The sequence below is a fragment of the Cyanobium sp. ATX 6A2 genome, assembly GCF_024346355.1.
In the GTDB taxonomy this organism is placed as follows: domain Bacteria; phylum Cyanobacteriota; class Cyanobacteriia; order PCC-6307; family Cyanobiaceae; genus NIES-981.
Map to the genome: position 1 here is coordinate 50523 of NZ_JAGQCU010000014.1, position 23131 is coordinate 73653.

At 55.4% G+C, this 23131-nt stretch carries 22 protein-coding genes; 16 read left to right on the forward strand and 6 right to left on the reverse strand.

What is annotated here, in order from left to right; translation table 11 throughout:
• Window positions 1–21: 21 nt before the first annotated feature.
• The 15 genes from KBY96_RS12280 (at window position 22) to KBY96_RS12350 (ending at window position 17254) form a co-directional block, all read left to right on the forward strand.
• Window positions 22–1083: an NAD-dependent epimerase/dehydratase family protein gene (locus tag KBY96_RS12280; protein ID WP_254979716.1), complete on the forward strand. Its 1062-nt coding sequence runs from the start codon at window positions 22–24 to the stop codon at window positions 1081–1083.
• Window positions 1083–2153 carry an NAD-dependent epimerase/dehydratase family protein gene (locus KBY96_RS12285; RefSeq protein WP_254979717.1) on the forward strand — a complete coding sequence of 357 codons (1071 nt, stop codon included), beginning with the start codon at window positions 1083–1085 and terminating at the stop codon, window positions 2151–2153. The genes KBY96_RS12280 and KBY96_RS12285 overlap by 1 nt, the downstream gene beginning before the upstream one ends.
• A 523-nt stretch (window positions 2154–2676) precedes the next feature.
• Window positions 2677–3660: a hypothetical protein gene (locus KBY96_RS12290; RefSeq protein WP_254979718.1), complete on the forward strand. Its 984-nt coding sequence runs from the start codon at window positions 2677–2679 to the stop codon at window positions 3658–3660.
• 165 nt (window positions 3661–3825) lie between these two features.
• On the forward strand, window positions 3826–5001 hold the full coding sequence (locus KBY96_RS12295) for a hypothetical protein (RefSeq protein ID WP_254979720.1): 1176 nt from the start codon (window positions 3826–3828) through the stop codon (window positions 4999–5001).
• Window positions 5002–5054: 53 nt separating this feature from the next.
• The gene (locus KBY96_RS16420; RefSeq protein WP_315859495.1) at window positions 5055–5660 is read left to right on the forward strand and encodes a CatB-related O-acetyltransferase; all 606 of its coding nucleotides are present in this window, start codon (window positions 5055–5057) and stop codon (window positions 5658–5660) included.
• Window positions 5661–5691: 31 nt separating this feature from the next.
• Window positions 5692–6630: a glycosyltransferase gene (locus KBY96_RS12305; protein ID WP_254979721.1), complete on the forward strand. Its 939-nt coding sequence runs from the start codon at window positions 5692–5694 to the stop codon at window positions 6628–6630.
• A gap of 587 nt (window positions 6631–7217) precedes the next feature.
• Window positions 7218–7967 (forward strand): class I SAM-dependent methyltransferase, encoded by a 750-nt coding sequence (locus KBY96_RS12310; RefSeq protein ID WP_254979723.1) that lies wholly within the window; start codon window positions 7218–7220, stop codon window positions 7965–7967.
• Window positions 7967–8929 carry a hypothetical protein gene (locus KBY96_RS12315; RefSeq protein ID WP_254979727.1) on the forward strand — a complete coding sequence of 321 codons (963 nt, stop codon included), beginning with the start codon at window positions 7967–7969 and terminating at the stop codon, window positions 8927–8929. Before KBY96_RS12310 ends, KBY96_RS12315 begins: the two co-directional genes overlap by 1 nt.
• Window positions 8930–8963: 34 nt before the next feature.
• Complete coding sequence (locus tag KBY96_RS12320) at window positions 8964–10148, forward strand: glycosyltransferase (protein ID WP_254979746.1); 1185 nt, start codon at window positions 8964–8966, stop codon at window positions 10146–10148.
• A gap of 82 nt (window positions 10149–10230) precedes the next feature.
• Window positions 10231–11313 (forward strand): glycosyltransferase family 4 protein, encoded by a 1083-nt coding sequence (locus KBY96_RS12325; RefSeq protein ID WP_254979729.1) that lies wholly within the window; start codon window positions 10231–10233, stop codon window positions 11311–11313.
• Window positions 11310–12251, forward strand: coding sequence for a glycosyltransferase family 2 protein (locus KBY96_RS12330; protein WP_254979730.1), 942 nt, complete (start codon window positions 11310–11312; stop codon window positions 12249–12251). Before KBY96_RS12325 ends, KBY96_RS12330 begins: the two co-directional genes overlap by 4 nt.
• A 100-nt stretch (window positions 12252–12351) precedes the next feature.
• Window positions 12352–13578, forward strand: a complete 1227-nt coding sequence (locus KBY96_RS12335; RefSeq protein ID WP_254979731.1) for a glycosyltransferase family 4 protein — start codon at window positions 12352–12354, stop codon at window positions 13576–13578.
• Window positions 13579–13586: 8 nt separating this feature from the next.
• Entirely contained in the window at window positions 13587–14792 is a 1206-nt protein-coding gene (locus KBY96_RS12340; RefSeq protein WP_254979732.1) for a glycosyltransferase family 4 protein, read from the forward strand.
• Window positions 14792–16153: a hypothetical protein gene (locus KBY96_RS12345; protein WP_254979733.1), complete on the forward strand. Its 1362-nt coding sequence runs from the start codon at window positions 14792–14794 to the stop codon at window positions 16151–16153. Before KBY96_RS12340 ends, KBY96_RS12345 begins: the two co-directional genes overlap by 1 nt.
• Window positions 16154–16165: 12 nt before the next feature.
• A complete protein-coding gene (locus tag KBY96_RS12350) occupies window positions 16166–17254 on the forward strand; it encodes a glycosyltransferase (protein ID WP_254979734.1) in 1089 nt (362 codons plus the stop codon).
• 129 nt (window positions 17255–17383) lie between these two features.
• Here the strand turns inward: KBY96_RS12350 and KBY96_RS12355 are convergent, their stop codons facing one another.
• From KBY96_RS12355 to KBY96_RS12380, 6 genes are all read right to left on the reverse strand, one after another.
• Complete coding sequence (locus KBY96_RS12355; protein WP_254979735.1) at window positions 17384–17881, reverse strand: hypothetical protein; 498 nt, start codon at window positions 17879–17881, stop codon at window positions 17384–17386.
• Window positions 17882–18355: 474 nt separating this feature from the next.
• Complete coding sequence (locus tag KBY96_RS12360) at window positions 18356–20005, reverse strand: hypothetical protein (RefSeq protein WP_254979736.1); 1650 nt, start codon at window positions 20003–20005, stop codon at window positions 18356–18358.
• A complete protein-coding gene (rffA, locus tag KBY96_RS12365; protein WP_254979737.1) occupies window positions 19939–21069 on the reverse strand; it encodes a dTDP-4-amino-4,6-dideoxygalactose transaminase in 1131 nt (376 codons plus the stop codon). The genes KBY96_RS12360 and rffA overlap by 67 nt, the downstream gene beginning before the upstream one ends.
• Window positions 21066–21479 carry a GtrA family protein gene (locus tag KBY96_RS12370; RefSeq protein WP_254979739.1) on the reverse strand — a complete coding sequence of 138 codons (414 nt, stop codon included), beginning with the start codon at window positions 21477–21479 and terminating at the stop codon, window positions 21066–21068. The genes rffA and KBY96_RS12370 overlap by 4 nt, the downstream gene beginning before the upstream one ends.
• A 27-nt stretch (window positions 21480–21506) precedes the next feature.
• Complete coding sequence (locus tag KBY96_RS12375; protein ID WP_254979741.1) at window positions 21507–22238, reverse strand: GNAT family N-acetyltransferase; 732 nt, start codon at window positions 22236–22238, stop codon at window positions 21507–21509.
• Window positions 22231–23004 carry a glycosyltransferase family 2 protein gene (locus KBY96_RS12380; protein ID WP_254979747.1) on the reverse strand — a complete coding sequence of 258 codons (774 nt, stop codon included), beginning with the start codon at window positions 23002–23004 and terminating at the stop codon, window positions 22231–22233. The genes KBY96_RS12375 and KBY96_RS12380 overlap by 8 nt, the downstream gene beginning before the upstream one ends.
• On the opposite strand from KBY96_RS12380, the gene KBY96_RS16425 reads away from it, so the two are divergent.
• A partial coding sequence (locus KBY96_RS16425) for a hypothetical protein (protein WP_254979748.1) occupies window positions 22936–23131 on the forward strand: 196 nt, incomplete at its 3' end. The two genes, KBY96_RS12380 and KBY96_RS16425, sit on opposite strands and share 69 nt — an antisense overlap.

The window sequence follows — 23131 nt, forward strand, 5'->3', positions numbered from 1 at the left end:
TCTGATTCTTCCCTTGCCTTGATGAACAAGCTCCTGGTCACCGGTTCCTCGGGCCTGATCGGCTCGGAGGTGTGCAGCCATTTCGCCGCGCTCGGCTGGCAGGTGTTCGGGCTCGACAACAACCAGCGGGCGGTGTTCTTCGGCGACGCCGGCGACACGCGCTGGAACCAGCGGCGCCTGCAGGAGCAGCTCGGTGATCGCTTCGTGCATCAGGAGCTCGACATCCGAAACCGCGCCGGCGTGCTGGCGATGATGGAGGAGCTGAGGCCCGATGCCATCGTGCACACGGCGGCCCAGCCCTCGCACGACCGGGCCGCTGCGATCCCGTTCGACGACTTCGACACCAACGCGGTGGGCACCCTCAACCTGCTGGAGGCGGTGCGGCGCAGCTGCCCGGAGAGCCCCTTCGTGCACCTCTCCACCAACAAGGTGTATGGCGATCGGCCCAACACCCTTGCCTTGCAGGAGCTGGACACCCGCTGGGACTACGCCGATCCGGCCTACGTCGATGGCATCGATGAGAGCTTCTCCATCGATCAGAGCAAGCACTCGTTGTTCGGTGCCTCCAAGGTGGCGGCCGATGTGATGGTGCAGGAATACGGCCGTTACTTCGGCATCCCCAGCTGTTGCCTGCGGGGGGGCTGCCTCACCGGGCCCAACCATTCAGGGGTGGAGCTGCACGGGTTCTTGAGCTATCTGGTGAAGTGCAACCTGGAAGGGCGGCTCTACACGGTGTTCGGCTACAAGGGCAAGCAGGTGCGTGACAACATCCACTCCCACGATGTGGCGCGCTTCATCGAGGCTTTTCTGGGCGCGCCACGGGTGGCTGAGGTGTACAACCTGGGTGGGGGCCGCGCCAACTCCTGCTCGATCCTGGAAGCCTTCCAGATTGCTGAGCAGCATTCCGGCAAGGCCCAGGTGTATGAGTATGTGGATGAAAACCGGATCGGCGATCACATCTGCTACATCAGTGATCTCAGCAAGATGCGTGGCCACTATCCCGGCTGGGGTATCTCCATCTCTCTTGGTGAAACAATTGGGCAGATCGTGCGCAGCTGGCAGACACGGGAGATGATGTCTTGATGCGGATCCTGATCACCGGTGCCTGCGGCTTCGTGGGGTCCGAGGTGGCCCTGGCGCTGCAGGAGCACCTGAGCGGCGTAGCGATCACCGGCCTTGACAACCTCAGTCGTCGGGGCAGCTGGCGCAACCTAGAGCGCCTGGAGCAACGGGGCATCCGCGTGCTCCATGGCGACATCCGCCAGGCAGCCGACCTGGAGGGCCTAGAGCCGCATGATTGGTTGATTGATGCAGCCGCCAACCCGAGCGTGCTGGCGGGAGTGGATGGCAAGGCCAGCAGCCGGCAGCTGGTGGAGCACAACCTGCTGGGAACCGTGCAAATGCTGGAGGCCTGCAAGCGCTGGGGGGCGGGCTTCGTGCTGCTCTCCACCAGCCGGGTGTATTCAATCCCTCCCCTGGCGGCCATGGACGTGAAGACACGCCATGGGGCGTTTACGCCCACACCCTACGCAGTGGCCGCCACACCGGGCTTGAGCGAGGCAGGCATCAGTGAAGCCTTCTCAACCGCCGCGCCGGTGTCGCTCTACGGCGCCACCAAGCTGGCATCAGAGGCTCTGGCGCTGGAATACGGCGAGGCGTTCGGGTTGCCGGTGTGGATCAACCGCTGCGGCGTGCTGGCGGGAGCTGGGCAGTTCGGCAAGGCGGATCAGGGGATCTTTGCCTATTGGCTGCACAGCTGGCGGGAGCAGCGGCCACTCCGGTACATCGGTTTTGATGGGCAGGGCCATCAGGTTCGCGATTGTCTACATCCGCAAGATCTGGCACGGCTGTTGGCGCTCCAGGTGCAGGCCGGCGACGATCAACGCAAACCACGCCTGCTTAACGTTGCGGGTGGCATTGAGACTGCTTGTTCACTGCAACAGTTGAGCTGCTGGTGCAGCGAGCGCTGGGGAGTACGGGCTGTGGCTCAGAGCCCAGAGCCCCGCCCCTACGACCTGCCCTGGGTGGTGCTGGATCAAAGGGCCTGCCGAGACGCGTGGGGCTGGCAGCCCCAGATTAGTCGCGAACTAGTGCTCGAAGAGATCGCTGTTTTTGCCGATGGCAATCCCAACTGGATTGCTCTTTCTGCATGACCATATTCCCGGCACTGAGCCCAGCTACTCTGCATACTCGGTTCGATCAATTGACAGGCCATGACCACGCGACGACTGCTGGTAGTAAGCAAAGTTGAACGGATGGCCGAGATATTGACAAGTGGAATTATGATATATTGATTCTACTCGCAATCAGCGGGCTCTTGTTCGACTATAGCACGTTACTATGGCTGGAATTGTAGATTACCACCTGGCAGCAGTTTCGGGGTCAGGAAACTGGGATCACCCACCTAATCCCTGAGGAGGAGATGACGGCTTTTGCATACCCCAATTTTATGGTACATTTAAGGCAGCGACAAGATCATTACTCGCTGTCTTCAATTGTAGACTTTTTCAAGCGATGCATCACGATAATTGAGATTAGAACTTATGACCAAGAGCAGGGCATTATAACTTGCGAGATCTTGAATTGAAGCAGGAAATGCAATGCCACTTCTGAACTCCTAATGGATGACACACCTCCCCTTGCCTCTGGGCGACGTTCACTTCATCTCCAACCTGTATGAAATACATCGGAAGATATGCTTGCAGTACATCTACGAGCAGAATACTGCCGGGCTTAAGCGAGAAATATCCAACACTTTCATACCTCAAAGAGGACATATCAGGCGAGCCAGCCTCCGCTTTGATGTATGAGAAGCTTCTAGATTGTAAGCCATGCCTAATTGCGAAGATTGGCTCAAATGAGCTTGGATGCGTAGCCACATATATCTCGGTCCTACGCCGCAGAAATTTCTATGATTATGTTGGGCAAAGATATTTGCGATTCTGCCATCGGCGATTCTGGCGGCTTGATTGGAACCATGATCTCGCCTATCGGATGGAATATCAGGCTGGGTTCTTTTCATCGGCGACATCCAATCTAGAATTATGTGCCGCCTTGCATGTAAATGCGATCAAGGACGTTGATATCTATGGTTCTTGGAGGCATGAAGAGGGATATTTTCCCCACCTGTTTCGTAATGCGACGATCGTTCCACTAAACGATTTGGCCCCTTTCAGGCATCTAAACCCTTGGAGCAGTGCACTGCAAGGCCAAAAGGTTCTTGTTGTTCACCCTTTCTCAGAATCAATACTAAGAAACTATCGAGAACGGAGAGAAGTTCTATGGGATCATCCTGACATCCTTCCAGATATGGACCTCAAGGTCGTCAAATCTATTCAGACAAGTGGAGGAGCCTTTAGACCTCATCAAGACTGGATTTCTTGCCTCCGAACCATGGAGGATAAAATAGCTCGTACTGATTTTGAGGTTGCAATAATTGGCGCTGGTGCATATAGTCTTCCCTTGGGAATGCACGTGAAGCGTCTAGGCAAGAAGGCTGTTGTGCTGGGCGGGCTAACACAGATAATGTTTGGGGTATGGGGATCGCGCTGGGATACTGACAGCGACCTTGTTAAGAGAAAGAATAGATGGTGGACGAGGCCACTTCCTTCTGAGAGGCCACCTAGGGTAGATCTTGTTGAGAATGCTTGCTACTGGTAAGCATTGCAGTCTATCTAAGAGATCCGTGATAAAACCATCTCAGTCATATCAAGAGACCCTAGCATTACGTCATATGCTTATTATTAGTCTGATCATCACTTTCGGCACATCACGCTAACATCTGTCCTGTAATTCCTTGCTGATGTTCAGACGGATTTCAAGATTATGAAACGACATAAGATACTCCTGATAACAATTGCACCGCCTGAAAATGTTCATGGTGTGCGCATTGTCCTGTATCGCCACTTGGTTGAACATAGGACTTTTGAGATCAAGACTGCCTCATTGGCAAACAATTATTCTCAGAGTGCTATCGATGTATCGTTAGAATATCCTTTCCTAATTCGTAAACTTCGCAATTCCCGATTTGGCCCATCAGTCGCCTCCTGGGTTAAAGACTATGAATGTCTCATCTGGTGTCGACGGGCGCACAGGCAGCTTGATGCACTCATAGCCGATTTTCGCCCCAATGCCATCATGTTCCTTGCTGACAACTCACTGGGCGAAATTGCGTTAAGATTAGCACGGCAACATAGTCTTCCCACAATTGGTCTTTTTCTCGACTGGATTCCTATTATGAAGGGCTACTATGGCCATGCCTGGTCAGTTTCATACCTTAATGGGAGGTTCCGCCGTCAATATAACCAATGTGATCTAGCCTTCTGCACGAGTGATGGAATGATAGAAGAACTCGGTCCACATCATAATTCTCATGTGCTTTATCCAATTGGCGGCAAGCATCGTATTCCGCCCAGGCGACGAAGCTATAATAATAAGAAGTTTCGTCTGGTCTACGTTGGTTCGGTGGAGAACTTCTATGGACGTATGCTGTGTTCCTTGATTCGTAAGTCTCGCGAATTCCCAAATCTAGAAATTCGAATCGTTGGCCCGAACGCCGACTGGCCTTCAGATGATCTTGATTATGCCAGAAGAGAGGGCATCTATCTGGGCTTCAAGCCACCGGAGAAAGCAGCCCAGGAACTCGCGGATGCAGACGCCTGCCTTGTGGTGATGAGTTTTGAGCAGGAATATGAGCTCTTCATGCGGACTAGCTTCACAACCAAGTTTCTTGACTACGCGGCTTTCGGTAAGCCAGTAATCCTATGGGGGCCGGACTACTGCACCCCATCCAGGCTCGCCACCCAACAAAATGCCGCAGTTGTCATCGACAAACAAAACCCAGAAGCGGTGCTCATGTCTATCGACAGCTTACGAGACGACCCTGAAAAGATAAATCTTTATGCTTCAGCATCGAGACGCCTGCATAGAACAATATTCAACCCAGATCGCTTGCAAACTATCTTTGTCGATGAGATCACAAAGATGATTGATGAGCGATGAGAGAAAGGAAACTTAGCATACTAAAGCGCCTAGCCCTAAGGGCCCTTCAATGGGTGCTCTCGGACGTGGATCTATCTAATACCCATTCAATCAATCCTCTATTGTATCAAAGATGCTACTTTGGCCGTCTCCTGGCGCCACCTTATCGACATCCGCAGGTTCGAATCGGAGCTTATACCTATGGCTTTAGAAGAGAAACCTTCTTTGCGTATCATCCCAGTGATTATGTCGAAGTTGGGAAGTTCTGCAGCATTGCAGATGGTGTAAGATTCGTTTTTGGAGAGCATCAAACTGATAATGTAGCGTCGTATCCCCTCAGAGCTCTATGCTTTGGCCATGAACCACATGCTGATAGTGGCTCCAAGGGGCCCATCAGCATTGGAAATGACGTTTGGATTGGAGCAAATGCAATTATTCTGTCAGGAGTTAATATTGGTGACGGAGCTGTGATCGCCGCCGGTGGAGTAGTTACTTGCGCAGTACCCGCATACGCCGTTTTTGGAGGTGTTCCAGCAAGACTATTGCGCCAACGACTCCCAGCCGATCAGGTAGCTGCACTTTTGCGAATTCGCTGGTGGGATTGGCCGATTGAGAAAATCAAACATAATGCTGATCTTTTCTACGGTAGTGTAGCAGAATTTATTTCCATGCACGAGTAGATTAGATCTTCATGTCGACCAAAAGAGATGCATGCACCGCAAGCAAAAGTCAGTCGAACTAGTTATTCTTAACTACAATGGTCGGAAGCATTTGGAGTTTTTGCTTCCGTCTGCTGTAAGGGAATCTGAGTTGTACGGCTCTGAATGTTCTGTGGTTGTTATCGACAACCTCAGCACTGATCAGGATGTAGAATGGATTATGGAAACTTTCCCGACAGTTGAAGTCTGGATAGCCCCAAAAAATGATTTTTTATTTTCCTACAACGAATATGCTCTTCAATCACGAGCTGAGATCTTAGTTTTGCTGAATAACGACCTCGTGCTCCTTCCTAATTTTGTGGCTCCGCTTGTCAAGTATTTTGTAAATGACGATGTTTTCTCTGTCGGAGCATCCTCAATGGACTGGGATGGCGAAAAATTCATTTCTGGCCCGGCAATCTTAATTCACCACAAAGGATCATACCGCTGGCCTTATGATTGCACAATCCAAACAGGTTGCCATACATTCTTCACCTCAGGGGGGTTTATGGCCGTTGATCGGATTAAGTTCGTCAGAATGGGAGGCTTTGATCGATTATTTTATCCTGCTTATTGCGAGGATGTCGATCTTTGTTTCCGAGCCTGGAGAAATGGATGGCGTTGTATTTTTGAACCCATGAGCATCGTGCTCCATCGGCACGGCGGTAGTTGGCAGGCTTCTAGATCCAAAGGAGTTGAAAGGCTCTTGCTCAGAAATGCCCTTCTCTTTCAATGGACGTCGCTTCCAATGAACCAACATGTTCTATCCCGCTGGTATTCTAATCTTAAAGTAATAATTGGCAGGTTGCTCTCAGGGGATTTCGAATGGGCTTTGACACTTCTTGCCACCTGGCTGGAGTATATTTCGCTCCAGCCACAGAGGACAAGGGGCCCGGCAACCTCATCTGAGTTGAAACAAGTACTAAGGAAAATACACCAAGCCCTATACTAGCATTCTCTATAGTGTGCATCCAATTGAAGGCCTGATAAGGGTTGTTGGGCCGCATCTTGAGAACGTGCATTGCGCAATAAGCTTATATCTAGTCTAGTGCCGTAATGAGGAATGGCGTTCGCCTCGAGAAAGCCCTTCTTGCTTGCCTCTATCTCGTTGACTAGATGAACGACATGGCTTGCGATTATGCAGAGATGTCATTGAAGACTTTGTGTCCAAATTCCGCTCCAAGGATGAGAATGTGTGTCGCGGCTCAAGTAACGTTCCGCTTTCAGAAGGCCAGGTAGCGTAGTATGGATCAGTAACGCGCTACAAGGTGAAAGTGCTGTCAGGGCTGACGAATCTATTCCTCGTACGGCGTGTATTACTCGCGGCCCCATGATCAACGGAGTGATGCTCCCGAATTAGGCTATTTACCGATCCAAGGAAGTAGAGATGGATCACATGCTCTCCTTGACAGGGAACAGATCAATCACCTGCTTCAGCCAGTGTAGGAATCCAGTGTGTCTGATCTTGGGATTCGTGCACCCCCTTATTTCTCAGGGCGACCCGAGGTAAAGTGCCAGCCATGTCTGGTTCATGCCAATGTGATTTTGAATCAGCTCCTTAAAAGAAGATTACGCATGTGGCGTAGGGCGCCGGCTTATTTTGTAGGAAAGTTCCACGATAGAGTTTTCGGTGTCGATGAATCATGGCTGTCCAAGCCGAGAGAGGCCTTTCCTGTGGGAAGCTGGCAATGGCTCGCGCTAACAGAAACAACATACGGGGGGTTCAACATTGGTGTGGCAAGCAAGGCCAATCGCGGTGGAGATCGTATGTCACCTTTCTTCCACCGATATGGTGTCATCTATGAGGAGTTCCTAGAATCGCTTTTGCCGCGACGCGAACAGTCGCTCACCCTCGTCGAGGTGGGTATCCTTAACGGAAGCGGCCTGGCCATCTGGTGTGACCTTTTCCCCAACGCTCGAGTCATCGGGTTCGATATCGACTTGAGGAATTTTGCCGCGAATCGTGCTGAGCTTGAAGCTGCTGGTGCTTTTTCGGCCAACCGCCCGGAACTGTATGAATTTGACCAGCTAGACCTCGGGAGATCTGCGCTGATTCTCAAGAATGTTTTGGGCGGTACCAAGGTTGATGTGGCTATTGATGACGGTTGCCACTCGATCGAGTCCATCAAAACAACTTTTGAGAACTTCATGCCGCACATGGCCGAGCGCTTTGTCTACTTCATCGAGGACAACTTCGATACCTACGATGTGCTTGCGCCAGTCAATCGACACTTGCGCTGGTTTCAGCGCGGGGAAATGACGGTGTCAACACGCCCATTTCGACCTTAATGGAAATTCTTGCGCCCTTCGGTTTTGTGACCGCCTGCCATCCCGGTGACAAATTCATGGACCAAGCCACCCTTGCAAGCATGCGGCACTATTGCCCAGAGGTGCCGATTTGCCTTTTGGCAGATGGTGACGTCATGGTAGATGACCTGCAGCTTGAATATGACCTCATTGTCCTCCGGCCGCGCGATTTGCCTGACAAGGAGATGGGCAAGTTGGTGTCCGGCAACTACTGCATCAAGCTGGCTGCCATGTGGGAGGGGCCATTTGAGTTTTATGTCTGGATGGACTCTGATGCCATCGTTTGGGGAGATTTTACCTGGAAAGTCAGGCGGGATTTAGACTTCCAGATCTTTTGGAGCGAAGTCTCCGTTGAACCAAGCGCCACGGACGTGCCAACCTGGTTGCCTCATTTCTATTTTGATCTGGATCAGCTGATGGTCCTTGACCCGGAATTCGAGTGGCGCGGCTGGCCTTATTTCTCAGCCGGGGTTTATGCTTGCCGGCGGAACTGTTTTTCTTTCGAGGATTGGCAGCGTGTTCGGGCGTGGAACGAACTCGCACCTGATCCACTCTTCAGATTTGGTGATCAAGGGCAATTGAACTATATGGTACATAGCGCAGCCCAGCGAGGCGTCCGACGGGTTGACTGGGCGGATCTGCAGTATCTCGTACGGCACCACGGAACCAGAGAAATCGAAATCGATACTGAAGATTGTGGTTGGCGTTTTCCCCGCCAGATCTCGCGACCCCGCGTCGCCCATTTTCCTGGGCAAAAGCCGCTCATCCTGAATCACCGCGCCTATTCGCGGGCATTCACCATTGCACGCCTAGAACATTACCGCCGAACCAGGAGTGAGATTGGAGCTTGGTGGGCGGTATGGAGAGAGGAGATCGTCGTTCTCTGCAAAAGGGTTTGCGCACGCTTGCGGAGGGCATCCTTGCTTCTCATGTCTAAGTCTTGATCGAGAGTTGATTTATCACCTAACCAAATCGCTAGTGGGAGGCGGAGGGATTTATGCCAAGCGCCTTAGCGATGCACTTTCCCAAGCCGGACACCCCAGCAGCGTACTGAGCACCGAGGCTGGAGCCTTGCAACCGAGGGGTGGTGGGTGGCCGCTGTTTGATCGCGTGCTGGCCGGTGTGCTCCATCGCTGTGCCACGCAGACGATGCATTCTTTCCTGCGGCAGACACGGTGGCGAAGTCATCCTTCGATTAGGCGCGCTGATGCCGTGCACTTGCACAGCGTTACGGGTTTTATCGGCTTTGCCGGACTGCAAGACCTAATCCCGGATGGCGCGATGGTTTTTTGGACGGCGCACAATCCGTGGCTCTTCACCGGCGGATGCGTGGTCTACACGGGGTGCGATCGCTTCGAGGAAGGATGTAGAGGATGTCCTATTTTGCCTCCCGCTGTTCGAGGCTGGGCGCAGCTGGATCACGGTGCCAAGCAGCGCTTCGCATTGGAGCGCCGCGTACAGCCTGTAGCCAACAGCGAGTGGATGGCTGCTCTCATGAAGCGCAGCAGCATTTATGGTCAAACGAGTGATATCCCCGTGGTGCCCCCCATCGTGGATCGAGTTTTTCGACCGGATGGTGACGGTAGGGCGTTGCGCGCCCAGTTCGGCATCGCACCGGAACGCTACGTCATCGGCCTCTCTGCTCGCGCGGTGACGGATTTGGCAAAGGGTATTGGGCAGTTCTTTGCTGCTCTTCCCGTCGGATGGCAGCCGTTGTCGAACGTCACTTTTCTCATCCTTGGCGATGGTCGGATTCCCATGCCAAGCAGCGTGGATCATCGGTTTGCCGGGCTTGTTGAGGGTGCGCATGATCTGTTGTGTTACTACCGTGCCATGGATATTTTTGTTTCGCCCTCAGCCATGGAGACATTCGGTATGGCACTGCTCGAAGCGCAGGCTTGCGGGATACCAGTGGTGGCCTTTTCCACAGGTGGCACGCCAGAGGCAGTATGCCCATATGCGAACTGTCATCTCGTGCAAAATGGAGATTTTGCGGCGATGTTTGATGCCTTGCGCGCGGTTATTTTGGAGGGGCGTCCAACAATTCAACTGTCCGATGCGCTGCACCGCTGGGTGGACTCCCGGCACGGTGCGGGGGTGATCGCTAGAAAGCAAATCGGTGTCTATCAAAGGCATGGATTCGATCAGATTGCACACTATTGACGTGCCGATCCGCAGACGGCTGGCGATTGTAGTGCCTCACTCAGGCCAACCGACTGAGACCTTCATCCGGAGGTACGCGGAGATGCTTGATCCGGGCAATGTAGTCATGGTGCATTTCTATCATGGTGCGGACGCTTGGGGTCTTGATGCCCCTACTTATTTCCCAGAGCAAGCCTTCGGAGGGTCTCGCAAGTTGGCCAAGGCTTGGCGTGCGGTGCAGAAGTTGGCGGGCATCGAATCCCTTTTTGGGGATCCCTTCATGGCGGCAAGTCTCATGAACTTCTTGCGACAGAATGGAGTAACGGCAGTCTTCAGCCAATATCTCGTTGCTGGCGCCACGGTGCAGGACGTGGTCGCTCGCTTGGGTCTCAGACATGTGGTGCGCGGGCACGGATATGACCTTTCCTCATCTCTGGAGCAAGATCAGTGGAAACGTCGATACCAAGTACTTGAGTCTGCTGATTCCATTGTGGTGCCTACGGAATACCAGACGGCCCGGTTGCGAGCGATCGGCCTCAACAGCGTTCCGATCCATGCCTATCCTTACGGCGTCGATCTTTCGCCTGATCGGCCCGAATCGCACGAATCCGAGCATCAGGTACGTATCGTCACTGCGGGACGCATGGTTGCAAAGAAGGGGCCACTGCTCGCGTTGAAAGCCTTTCTTATTGCCGCCGAGCGTTGCCCAGATATCGTGTTGACCATGGTCGGTGATGGGCCAATGCTTGGTCAGGTTCGAGAACTTTGTGAGCAGCACCCCCTAGGCAAGAGAGTCACACTTGTTGGTGCGCTTCCTCACGCCAAGACCTTAGAGGCGATCGGCAAAGCAGCCATTTTTCTTCAGCACAGTCTTTCTGACCCAATAACAGGAGACCAGGAAGGTGCTCCTGTGGCGATACTAGAGGCAATGGCTCGTTCCGTGCCGGTCGTTTCTACTAGGCATTCCGGAATTCCCTATTTGGTTCGGGAAGGTGTAGCTGGCCTATTGAGCGAGGAAGGTGATGTAGTGGCCATGGCGGAGAATCTACTAAGTCTGGCTACCAATCATGATATGCGGCGCCGGATGAGTGTAGAAGCTAGCAAGCATGCGCAGAATTTCACCTGGGAGATTGAGCGTAGTGTGTTGCTGCAACTTCTCTATAAGACCACTCACATTAGTGCATGAGGCTCAGTGTAATTTGTCCTACCTACAATCGCGCCCCTTTCCTGCTCGACTGCGTGACACCGCTTATGGATTTGCCTGTGGGCGCGGTCGAGGTAATTGTGGTCGATGACTGTTCGAGTGATAATACAAGAGAAGTGTGTACTCAGCTAGAGCGAAAATATGGCACGGATCGGGTCCGCTATTACCGGCTGAAGAAGAACGAAGGTGCACCAGTTGCTCGCAATCGTGGTATTTCCGAGGCTCGTGGTGACTGCATCATGTTTCTCGATTCAGACGACCAGCCGTTCCCTGAAGGTATCGCAGAATTGTTGGCTGTGTTACAGGCGAGCCCCTCTCTTGATTTTGTCTATGGCAGTGTAATTGTTACTGACGATGCACTCGTAGCGTTGCCGCATTGCCCCCCCATTGGCTCGCCATATGTTGACACTTGCGCTGAGATTGGCGGTTATCATTGGCATACAATGGGCGCCATCTACCGTCGAGCATGCATCCAACGCGTGGGGCTATGGAATTCTTCCCTAACCGGCTCCCAAGACTGGGAGTACCAAGCGCGCGTTAAAATAGCCGGAGCCAAGGGTGTATTTGTAGACGCCATCGTTGGGTATTGGCGTCAACACGAAGGGGCGCGCGTCGGTGCAACTGCCTTCCGGCCTGACTATGTCCGGAGTGTTATGGCTGCATGCAAATCTATACTGACCACTGCTTCGCTCGCTCGGCGACGTGATAGTCGCCTAGAACTGCGGATTGCAAAGAGGCTCTTTGTGCATGCCCTTGAGTGGGGGGCCAACGGGTTCGATCTTGAGCGGCATGCCTGCTTGATACAGGCTGCAGGATGCTTCACCACCTTTTCTTTATATCAATTGTTCCTGTATATATATGCACTAGTTCCTCCCTTGCCCGACCGAAGCGTAAGAGCTTTTATTGTATCGCTTCGTTGAGTCGGTCCTCGCTACCCCTGCTCGCAATGTTCTTATCTGAAATGCATCAGCTTTTTGAAATCGCTAATTCAGGGGTTCCAATTCCTGTTATTCAAGATCAGTGCCAAAACTGAACGAACCGCTGCCTGCACACAGCCATCGCCTCTTTATCCACTTTATTCGCTTCGGCCCTTATCACCTGGCTAGGCTTGGCAGTGCTCGCGATGTGCTCGCTGCCCAGGGTTGGGACGTGGTGGGCCTGGAAACAGCCAGCCTCGATTCCACCTATGCGTGGAAGTCCACCAATTTAGAGTCGGATTTGCAGCGAATTACGGTTTTCCCTGACCGCTCGGCCGAGCAAATCTCATTACGGCACCTGAGGCAAGGTATAGCGAGAACTCTCGACCGTTTGCAGCCATCTGCTGTGGCCATCGCCGGCTGGGCGCAGCCTGATGCCCTGTCATGTCTCAGATGGTGCCGCCGCCATCGTGCTCGGTCGATCCTCATGAGTGAAACGCGCGAGGCTGACGGCAACCGCAGCTGGTGGAAGGAACGGCTCAAGGCACGTCGGGTCCGCGCGTTTGACGCCGCGCTGGTTGGTGGCAGAAGCCATCAGGCCTACCTGCGCAAACTTGGCTTTCAGGGGCCGATCACCACCGGCTATGACGTGGTGGATGATCGCTTCTTTGCAACAGAAGCATCGCGCTGGCGCCTTGCCCAACGCGATGCGGCTCACCAGCCGCGCCCTTATCTGTTGGCCTCTAACAGATTCATCCCCCGCAAGAACCTTCCCAGGCTGGTCGAGGCCTTCGCTGAAGCTTCGGCATCCTCGACAGCTCACACCAGAGCTGATCTCTGTTTGCTAGGTGATGGTGAACAGCGCCAGGCCCTGGAAGGCCTCTGCACGGCAAACGGCCTCCCCACTCTCCCCGCAGCCCCATGGGACGAACAAGCCTATGCTGGCCCAGCACAGGAGCCCAGGGTTCTGTTTCCGGGATTTCGCCAGATCGAGGAGCTGCCGCGCTTCTATGCCCATGCCTTGGCGCTGGTTCACCCTGCCCTCGCCGAGCCCTGGGGCCTGGTGATCAATGAGGCCATGGCGGCAGGGCTGCCGATTCTCAGCAGCAGCAATGTGGGTGCGGCTGAGGAACTGCTGGACGATGGCGTGAACGGCTATCGCTTCGACCCCACCAGCACTGCTTCCATCTCCCTGGCCCTGTTGCGCTTCCTGGCCCTCAACGCTCAGCAACGTCAGCAGATGGGGCAGATGAGTGAGCGGCTGCTTGCGGCCAGGTGTCCCACCCTGTCCTTCGGACAGGGCCTGTGTTCGCTCCTTGGCCAGAGCTGAGCGCTGCTGTGAACTCCTCTGGCTGGCTGTGTGTGCAGATCGGCGCTCGCGAGCACTACGCCGTGGCACGCGCGCTGCACCGCCAGGGCCAGCTCCGCCAGCTGATCACCGACTGTTGGGTGCGGCCCGGTTCGCTCCTGGCCCGGATTCCCCAGGCTCGCCGCCTCGCCGGTCGCTTTCACCCCGACCTTGTTCAGGCCGCTGTGCGTGCCCCCAGCCTGCGCAGCCTCGCCTTCGAGCTGCGCGGCCGCTTGCCCGGCACCGCCCAAGGCTGGGCGCGCACCATGGCCCGCAACGCCCAGTTTCAGCGTTGGGCTCGCCGCCAGCTCGCCGGCGCTGCTGATCAGCCCCAGGCCCTGTTTGCCTACAGCTACGCCGCCCGCGCTGTCCTCGTACTCGCTCGTGAGCAGGGCTGGCGCACCGTGCTCGGCCAGATCGATCCTGGCCCGGAGGAAGAGCGCCAGGTGGCCGTCGAGCACCGCCGCTATCCCTCCCTGACCAGCAGCTGGGAGCCGGCACCGCCGGCCTACTGGCAGGCCTGGCACCAGGAGCTTGAGCTCGCCGATCGCATCGTGGTGAATTCCTCCTGGAGCCTGCGCTGCCTCCAGCGCCAAGGGGTGCCGGCGCACAAGTTGTGCCTGATCCCGCTCGTGTATGAGCCTGCGCCGGGGCAGCTGCCCGCCGGTCAACCCCCGGCGACGGTCGGCGACGGCCGCGGAGCCCGCCACTTCCAGCTGCTGTTCCTGGGCACCATCGGCCTGCGCAAGGGAATCGCCCGCCTGCTCGTGGCCATGCGCCTGCTCGAAGGCCAGCCCGTGCAGCTCACCCTGGCCGGCCCCAGCGAGCTCGATGCCGTCGCCTGGGCCGGCCGCCCCAACATCCGCTGGATCGGTCCCCAGCCCCGCAGCGCCGTGGCGGCCCTCTACCGGGCTGCCGATGCCATGATCCTGCCCACCCTCTCCGATGGCTTCGCCCTCACCCAGCTGGAAGCGCTCGCCCATGGCTGTCCCGTGATCGCCTCCCGCCACTGCGGCGAGGTGGTGCGTGCCGGCCTCAACGGCTGGCTGCTGGAGGATCTCGAGCCCCCCACCCTCGCGGCCACCATCCGCGAGGCCATGGCCACGGCCGCCACCCTGCCGCGACCCCTGCTGCGCCCTGCCTTCGGGCTCGATCAGCTCGCCGCAGCCCTGCTGTCCACCTCAGCCGCGCCCTGATGGATCCCACCGCCGCCCTCACCGGCACCGAACTCCTCCTGCTGGGCAGCCTGATCGCCGTGTTCGCGGCCGACCTGCTGGCCTTCGCCTCCAGGCGTGATCCCCTGGCGATCTACCAGCCGCCGGTGTTCGTGATCCTCTTTCTCTCCTACTACTGCGTGGTGGGGCCGCTGCAGCGCGTCGCCAGCAACGACTGGTTCCACGTGACGCTGAACTTCCGCTTTGCCGCCGTGTATGGCTGGGCTGGGGCGCTGGTGTTCTATCTCTCCCTGCGGCTCGGCTATGGACTGTTCAGCTCCTGGCGCCCAGCCCGGCGGTTTGCACCGCCTTTCGACACCCGTCTGGCCCGTTCGCTGGGGGTGAAGTTGTGCTGGGTGGGCTTCGTATCCTTTTCTCTGGTGAATGGGCTCCGGGTCATCGCCCTGCTCAACCCCACCGACGTGCTCGGCTCCCGATTCTTTCAACTCACTGGCCTTGACCTGGGCCCCTTCACGAACTACGCCACCACAGCCTTCAACCTCCTGATTCCCGGCATCCTGCTCCAGTTCACGGCCTGGGTGCGCAGCCGGCAGCAGGCCCTGCCCTGGATGCTGTGGACATTCGTGGCCTTGTCCACCTTCATCAGTCTCGGATTTCGCTGGCGCATCGTCACCCTGCTCGTGCCGATGGTGCTGCTCTGGTATCTGGCCCGCGGCAGGGCCCCCTCCATCCGCGTGCTGGCCCCTACGGCCGCACTCTTGCTCCTGCTCTCAGGGTTCATCGAGCAGACCAGAAGTTATGGCGCTGGCCTCAGCCTTGAGCAGGCCGCCGATCTTGGCGTGGGCGAGCTGTTCAGCATCGGCTTCAATGAAAGCAGTGTCTTCCTGATCACAGGCGGTCTGATCGAGAATTCACCTGTTGGGTACCCCTTCGTTGGCTTCCAGCCCCTGATCTCCGCTCTGCTGTTTCCGATCCCCAGGGCGATCTGGGATCAGAAGAACTCCTTCGACTACCTGTCCAACGCCCTTTCGGCGTTGTTCAACTCCGATGTGTTCGCAACCGGACAGGCCGCCTTGAACTATGCCGAGTATTACCTCATGTTTGGCTGGCCATCCGTGGTGCTCGTGGGGCTGCTGAGCGGCTGGCTGTTGCGCTGCCTCTGGAACTGGTTCACCTTGCGACGGCACGAAACCCTGGCGCAGGTGGCCTACGTCACAACCTGCGGGCTTCTCTACATGTGGATCTCCAGGGGCTATCTGCCGCAGGTGCTGGTCACGTTCGTGTTCGGGTCGCTGCCGTTGTTCTGGCTCTACTACCGCTACGCCCGGCCGCCGCTGCCCGCCAGGCCACCGCTGCACGCCAGGCTTCCCCTGGCTGACTGATCCGGCCTCGCCATGCGCATCGCTCACCTCAGCCGGATTCGCGGCGCTGCCGATGGCGGCATTTCCCTCATCGTGGAGGAGATGAGTGCGGCCCAGAGGCAGGCGCCTGCCGTTGGAGCAGCCGCAGCCGTGCGCTGGCTGGCAGCCCCGGATGATCTGCGCAGCGAACTGCGCCGTTTTGCACCCGATCTGGTGCATGTGCACGGCCTCTGGAGTGCCCCCAACCGTCTGATCGCCAGACGGCCGGGCCTGCCCACGGTGGTTGCGCCGCAAGGCATGCTCGATCCCTGGGCCCTGGCCCAGCGCCGCTGGCGCAAGCGGGCCGCCTGGAGGATCTTCGAGCGCGGCAATCTCCAGCGCGCCGGCGCCGTGCAGGCCGTCACGGCGGCCGAACGGGAGGCCATCCGCGCCCAGGGGATCCGCACGCCCGTGGCGATCATTCCCAATGCCGTGAGCCTCCCCGATCTGGATGCCGCGCTCCCGGCGCCTCCCTCGCTTCCCTGGAGCCCTGGCACCGGCAGGGTGCTGCTGTTTCTGTCGCGCTTTCACGAGAAGAAGGGCCTCGATCCCCTGCTGGCCGCCTGGCAGCTCGTGCAGGCCGAAGCCGCCCGCGAGCAGTGGCATCTGGCCCTGGTGGGCTACGGCGATCACGGCGCCCTGGCGCGCCGGGTGGCGGCCGCCCAGGCCCGCGGCGAGCTGGCCCGCGTGACGGTGCTCGGCCCCTGTTTTGGCGCCGAGAAGGCCGCCGTGCTTGCCGCCGCCTCCGCCTTCGTGCTGCCCTCCTTCTCCGAAGGTCTGCCCATGGCCGCCCTCGAAGCGATGGCCCACCGCTTGCCCTGCCTGCTCAGCGCCGCCTGCAACCTGCCCGAAGCCTTCAGCGCCGGCGCCGCCCTGTCTGCCCCACCCGATCCGGCCGCCCTGGCGAGCGCGCTCCGGCAACTCTTCGCCCTCAGCCCCGCCGAGCGCGCCGCCATGGGCGCCGCCGGCCGCGACCTGGTGGCCGCCCGCTACAGCTGGCCCCGCGTGGCCCAGCAGACCCTCGAGCTCTACCGCTGGATCCTCGGCGGTGGCGAGCGGCCGGGGTTTGTGGAGGTGGGATGAGGGTTCCTTCGGGCACCGTCGATCAGGCCATGGCTGCCAGCCGTTCCAGCGTTATCAGCTGCTGCCAGAGCACGGGCCGGGTCGATTCCATGGTGTTCCCTCCCTGTCCCCACGGCCGTGAGGCCCAGCTCAGACACCACCAGCAGGTACACCACAGTCGGCGCTGTGCTGCTGATCGCCCAGGACACAACGCCCGGAGCGGAGTTCTTCTACTGGGTGCTCAAGACCATTGGCGGCAATGAGGTCCTTCACCGCGACAGTTGCCACGATTTCTACAAGAGCCCTGGCACCAGAGGCTTGTACTCGATCGCGATCCTCCGCAGGGCCAAATGGCAGTTTTGTGGCCAGGCCGTACTGCTGGGGAATACCGGCAAGCATTTCACCAGCTTCTCTTCTCTCTTCTTGTCCGCTATCCCCCACCGGCAGCCAGCAGCTGCGCAGCCGCATGGCGCTGGGTTTCTTTGAGAGGAGCCTTGAGGCCCAGGTGCTGTTCAACACGCCGCCGGCCCTTGTGCAGCTGCCGCCCCAGCTGTCCATTGGCAGCACCAGCCTCATTGGACCCACCACCCATTTCGGGAAGGTGTCCTTCCCCGATGGGGTGATGCTGCAGCTGGTCCAGCGCTCCACCGACCGGGATGTGTGGCTGTGGGTCCCGGCTGCGCCCGAGCCAGTGGCGGGAGAGCAACGAGCTCAACCTCGTGGAAGGGAGGACTGGTGGCACCAGGCAGTTCCTGCCGGTCTGACCCGACTTCATCAGCAACTTGCACCACATGGGGGCGGTTGGTCGCGCCAGCCCCGCAGCAGGCTCCGCTGCTGGAACCTGGGTCGGCGGCGTGGGTGATGGCGGCAGTGGCGGCGGAGCTGGTGGCGGCTCAGGCCGTCCCAATCGCGGCCTGCTCTGGCCTTGCCGCACATGATCTGCCCGCCAGCTGCTTGTTTCGCCAGCTGCTTGTTTATTTGGTGAAGATCTATACCCGTGGAGGCAATAGCATTACAGAAAACGAGAGGCAAAGTCGGGCCTCAGACAACTTCAGTCAAAATCTCTGCTCCGGCCGGACAGAATCACCAGACTCAGACCACGTACAAATCAAATAACCTACCTCAGCGCAAACCAGTGCCAGACAGAGGATCAGAAGGATCACTTTTCAGGTGATTCTTGAAAATAAGATATGGGCCATATCCAGGTGCTCTTGGCGCTGAGATCCTTTCATCGCCAGCGGCTCGATCGATCCAGATATCCCCAACCCTGGTAAAATCACTAATTGGTAGCCGAGTCATCAAGGAACTCGAAGGCGTGGTTATAATATAGTCCATCTCTAACATTTGGGCCGCCGAGAAATCCTGGAAATAAGGCTTATACATCTTCCAACCCAGCTTGCGACCAGGCACATAAAACTCCCAAGGCTCCATGAGTACGTTCGCTGCCTGTTTGCCCACTGCCTGAATAGCAACATTGTCAAGCAATGACAACTGACGAACGTCTCGTGTAGCAAATGCATTGACAGGGCGAAGCACCAACGAAACAGCAATTGAAACCACAAGCGCTGTCCATATAATCGAAGCGACACCAAACCGGATCCACGAATGGGCAGCCCTAGAAGAATCAGTCGACAAGAATCTATGCATCGATAAAGAGCAATGCACAATTAGATAAGGGAGAAAATACACAACCCGATGGTCGTAGACAGAGCTCTTGAGAATACCTGCGAGAGCAATGGCTGCGAAGAAAAGAAAATCCAGCCTTGGCCGGAGGAATAGGGCAATTGCAGCAAGCAGAAGAAGAAAGGGATTTCTGGAAAAGGAGGCCAAGAAAGTCGTAAATACGGATACAGAGTTTGGTGAAGTTGCAACTCGACTTGCAGCAGCAAACAAGTCGCGGTATGCACTGGGCTGGCCAGCCAAAATGGGAATCTGGATCAGGAAGAAGCAGATTGCAAACCCTACTAGCCAGAGAAGCATTGCTGTTATTAGATTCAGTGTGCTGGATAAAAGTCTCCTATGCTCACATCCCAAGGCAAGACTTGTGATCCGCCATATAACCAGCGGGAACAATAGGACAAAGCTGAACCAAATGGAAAGACCTATGGCGGAGATTGCACCAGCAACCAAAAGATGATATATACTAGGCATACTTTTCTTGACTGAGCTAGAGCGATCAGAAGACTCTTGAAGAACAGTGCAAGAAACAAATGCCGCTGCTATGACCCAGCAATCAACCCTGTCGCCTCGATATCCAGCGACGAAAATTGGGTCAAGCAGAAAGATTGAGCTCAGAACTCCAGAGCGAAGCCGATCATGTCCTAAGGAAAGCAAGAAAAAAAGGCACGATGAGGATGCAGCAATGGCGCCAATAACACTGAATAGCCTAGGAAATGACACGTTATAATAAGAGAGAGAGAAAATGATATTCTGAACCAGCCCGCCAAGATATAAAGGATTTACAACCGCTGAACCTTCGGTAGCATTCCAGCTGATAGACCAATCGGTGCCAGGATCAATTGCGCTCCTGCCAAAATCAATAATCTGGACCTCGTCTTGCCAGACAGGAGGAGAGATTGAGAGGGTGAGCGCATGAATTCCCAGAACTAGAAGTATCCAAGCCGACCAAGCCAGCCAAAAACGCTTAGAAATGGATAGCCTAGAAGAGATCCACATAAGCCCAAATGGAATAATAATAGTAGATGCTAGGAAGATAAGCTGCTGCTGGCCGATTGAATAACATTTCTTTGCTGCCCGGACAATCCAATCCAAAGAGGCAAGCGCACAAGCCTTTCCGAAAGCGTAGACGTCAGCTCCAACTTCGCAGCAGAAGCCCTTGGCTTATCCCGGGCAAATCCTGATGAATGAAGAGGTACATAGTGAAAAACACAGTCAATCGACTGCTCCTTCATTTGTGTGATAAATGCCGATCGATCCTCAAGATCGCGCAAGAGTAGATAATACATATGAGCATTATGCCTGCACTCCTCAGGAATTGCCGGTCGGCGCAGCCGTCCTGATGCCTCCAAGTCCTCAAACGACTGGTGATAGTGATTCCAGATCTCCAGGCGTTTTGCAGTAATCGCCTCAGCCTCCTCCATCTGGGCCCAGAGAAAAGCAGCGATCAGTTCGCCAGGGAGGTAGGAGGAGCCGATGTCGACCCAGGTGTACTTGTCGACTTGGCCGCGGAAGAACTGGCTGCGGTTGGTGCCCTTTTCGCGGATGATTTCAGCCCTTTCAGCGAAGGCAGGATTGTTGATCAGCAGGGCTCCGCCTTCGCCGGAGATGATGTTCTTGGTTTCATGGAAAGAGTAGCAGCCCAAATCTCCGATGGATCCCAGTGGCCGCCCTTTGTAGGTGGCCATCACCCCCTGGGCCGCGTCTTCGATTACCAGCAGGTTGTGGTTGCGGGCAATCGCCATGATCGTGTCCATCTCGCAGGCCACACCGGCGTAGTGGACTGGCACGACCGCCTTGGTACGTGGTGTAATTGCCGCTTCAATTAGCCGTTCGTCGATGTTGAGGGTGTCTTCACGGATGTCCACGAAGACAGGCACCCCACCGCGGAGCACGAAGGCATTGGCCGTGGACACAAAGGTGTAGGAAGGCATGATGACCTCATCTCCCGGCTGGATGTCGGCCAGGATGGCGGCAATCTCCAGTGCTGCAGTGCAGGAGTGCGTAAGCAGGGCTTTGTGACTGCCGGTCTTCTCTTCCAGCCAGCTATTGCACTTCTTGGTGAAGTAGCCATCGCCTGCCAGCTGACCACGGGCATGGGCCTCGGAGATGTAATGGAGCTCCTTACCGGTGAGGAAGGGCTTGTTGAATGGGATCACGTACTCCCTCGCGTAGAGCGGGTATTTTGCTGAGGATAGACGTAATACTTAAAAGAAAGAAACAGAATTATCGAAACGCAGCCAACTGTGACGAGCTGCGCCAGCTGATGCCTCAAACCAATATTGCGATAGAGATAGGAGATGAGTAGTAGTTGAACTGAAAAGCCAAGGATATGGACAGCAACAAATTTAGGGAGAGCAGAAGCGTGGGATCTCTTAGAGGCAAAAGTCCATTTGTAATTGCCTAGATAGCTACTGGATGCCCCTACAAGATAGATTCCAGCAGCAGTCGCTTCAGGAGCAACTCCAAGAAATGTTATGAGAAGATAGAAACCATAAGCCAACCCATTGGATGCCAGACCGACAATCCCGTAACGGGCCAGTTGCCAAGCGAGCCGCTTGCTAGTCACTTACAATCTCCATTCATATAGTGAATCTTACTGTTCCGACTGTTCAACAATGTGGGCATGGTATAAAAATGAGCGATCCTGCTCAGCAAAAAAGTTTTTAAGGTACAGCGCTCTTGCACTGGCATTTGATAGCTGAGTCTTCACCTCAATTGAGATGACTTTATTTGCCATGCAGGCATCTTCAACGTGCTTTATTAGCCTTGCCCCAATACCTTGCCCCTGATATGACTCTAGCACTGCGAGAAGACCTATTGTGCACTTTGAATTATTCCACTCAGCTGTGATAAAGCCTGCAATCCTCCCGTCGGCCTGATATGTATAGATAGCGGCATTAGGCCGATTCCCAAGTGTTTTTGCAAGCCAAGTCTCATATAGCCTTTCAAAGCTGCCGATAGGCAGTAAGAAATCAATCTTGAATCTAGACAAGTGCCCGCTTAGAAGGGCGATCCTTAGCAACTCGGGTGTTGGATCATCGCGTTGATATTCACTGATCTCTGAAGCAAGTTTAACTTTCCTCACTTCATGATGGGAAATATCTTTGGTAAATGTGATATGGCCGCCAACGTCAAGCAAAGAGTATTGACTTATCAAAGTCTCTTTGATAGCAAAAGGACTATAAATGTATATAAGCTCATATCGCTTCTGAACGGCAAGCCCTAATGCGAGTTCTAATGACTTATTGGCCCGCATATCAAAAACCCCGACTCGCTTGTCGAAAAACTGACTATCCCAGGCAAGGTATCTGACCGCCTCATCCACTACCGGCTTCCTCATCAATGATGTAAATGGGCCTGCCTTTTATTTTCTCAAAAGCCTTTCCGACATAAATTCCAACGAGGCCCAAGACGAAAATATTTATTCCAGCAGTAAGCCAAATTGAAATGATCAGGCTCGCAAAGCCGGCAACCTTGATCACGCCGAATAAATAACCTGCTAGATAAAATAGGCCTATCGCAAATGAGGCGGCCGATAATATCAAGCCACCTTGAGCAGCAAGTCGCAGGGGCTTGTCTGAAAAAGATACAATATTGTTCACTGCTAAGCGTAACAATCTTCCTAGGTTATAAGTCGAGTCTCCCTGTGCTCTTGGCGAGTGCTCGACATCCACTCGCGTCGATTTAAAGCCTACCCATTGGACCATTGCAGGGAAATAACGTATATTGTCATCCATGCTTAAGACGGCGTCAATAACCTTCTTTTGGTAGATTCCAAAGTTTGCGATTGCCGCGTCCTGTGCAGTCCCAGTAAGATAGCTGAACACAGAGTAAAATGCGCGTGAATAAATTCTTTTCAACCTGGAATCTCTCCTCACACGACGCCTGGCAAATACAATGTCATAGCCTTCTAGTGCTTTGCTGTACAAGGTTGAAATTTGGTCAGGTCTATCTTGAAGATCGCAATCCATAACCACGATCCAATCTCCCTTTGCAAGGCCTAGGCCGGCTGTAATCGCAGAATGCTGACCAAAGTTTCTGCTAAGTCTTATGCCTTTTACATGAGGTCTTTTGCGGCACTCTTGCTTAATTGGGGACTCCTGAAAAAGGGATCCGCCGGCTGGATCCAAATACTGCGAACGAGCGGCGCGTTGTCTGCCCAGACGCTTGGCTATACAGCGGCCAATGAATCGGCCATTTCAAGCTTCCAAATGTTCC

Bases quoted from the DNA above. Each gene is read 5' to 3' on its own strand.
- KBY96_RS12280 (WP_254979716.1), top strand. From the start codon at position 22: ATGAACAAGCTCCTGGTCACCGGTTCCTCGGGCCTGATCGGCTCGGAG.
- KBY96_RS12295 (WP_254979720.1), top strand. From the start codon at position 3,826: ATGAAACGACATAAGATACTCCTGATAACAATTGCACCGCCTGAAAAT.
- KBY96_RS12350 (WP_254979734.1), top strand. From the start codon at position 16,166: ATGCGCATCGCTCACCTCAGCCGGATTCGCGGCGCTGCCGATGGCGGC.
- KBY96_RS12290 (WP_254979718.1), top strand. From the start codon at position 2,677: ATGAAATACATCGGAAGATATGCTTGCAGTACATCTACGAGCAGAATA.
- KBY96_RS12345 (WP_254979733.1), top strand. From the start codon at position 14,792: ATGGATCCCACCGCCGCCCTCACCGGCACCGAACTCCTCCTGCTGGGC.
- KBY96_RS12330 (WP_254979730.1), top strand. From the start codon at position 11,310: ATGAGGCTCAGTGTAATTTGTCCTACCTACAATCGCGCCCCTTTCCTG.
- KBY96_RS12285 (WP_254979717.1), top strand. From the start codon at position 1,083: ATGCGGATCCTGATCACCGGTGCCTGCGGCTTCGTGGGGTCCGAGGTG.
- KBY96_RS12325 (WP_254979729.1), top strand. From the start codon at position 10,231: ATGCTTGATCCGGGCAATGTAGTCATGGTGCATTTCTATCATGGTGCG.
- KBY96_RS12315 (WP_254979727.1), top strand. From the start codon at position 7,967: ATGGAAATTCTTGCGCCCTTCGGTTTTGTGACCGCCTGCCATCCCGGT.
- KBY96_RS12305 (WP_254979721.1), top strand. From the start codon at position 5,692: ATGCACCGCAAGCAAAAGTCAGTCGAACTAGTTATTCTTAACTACAAT.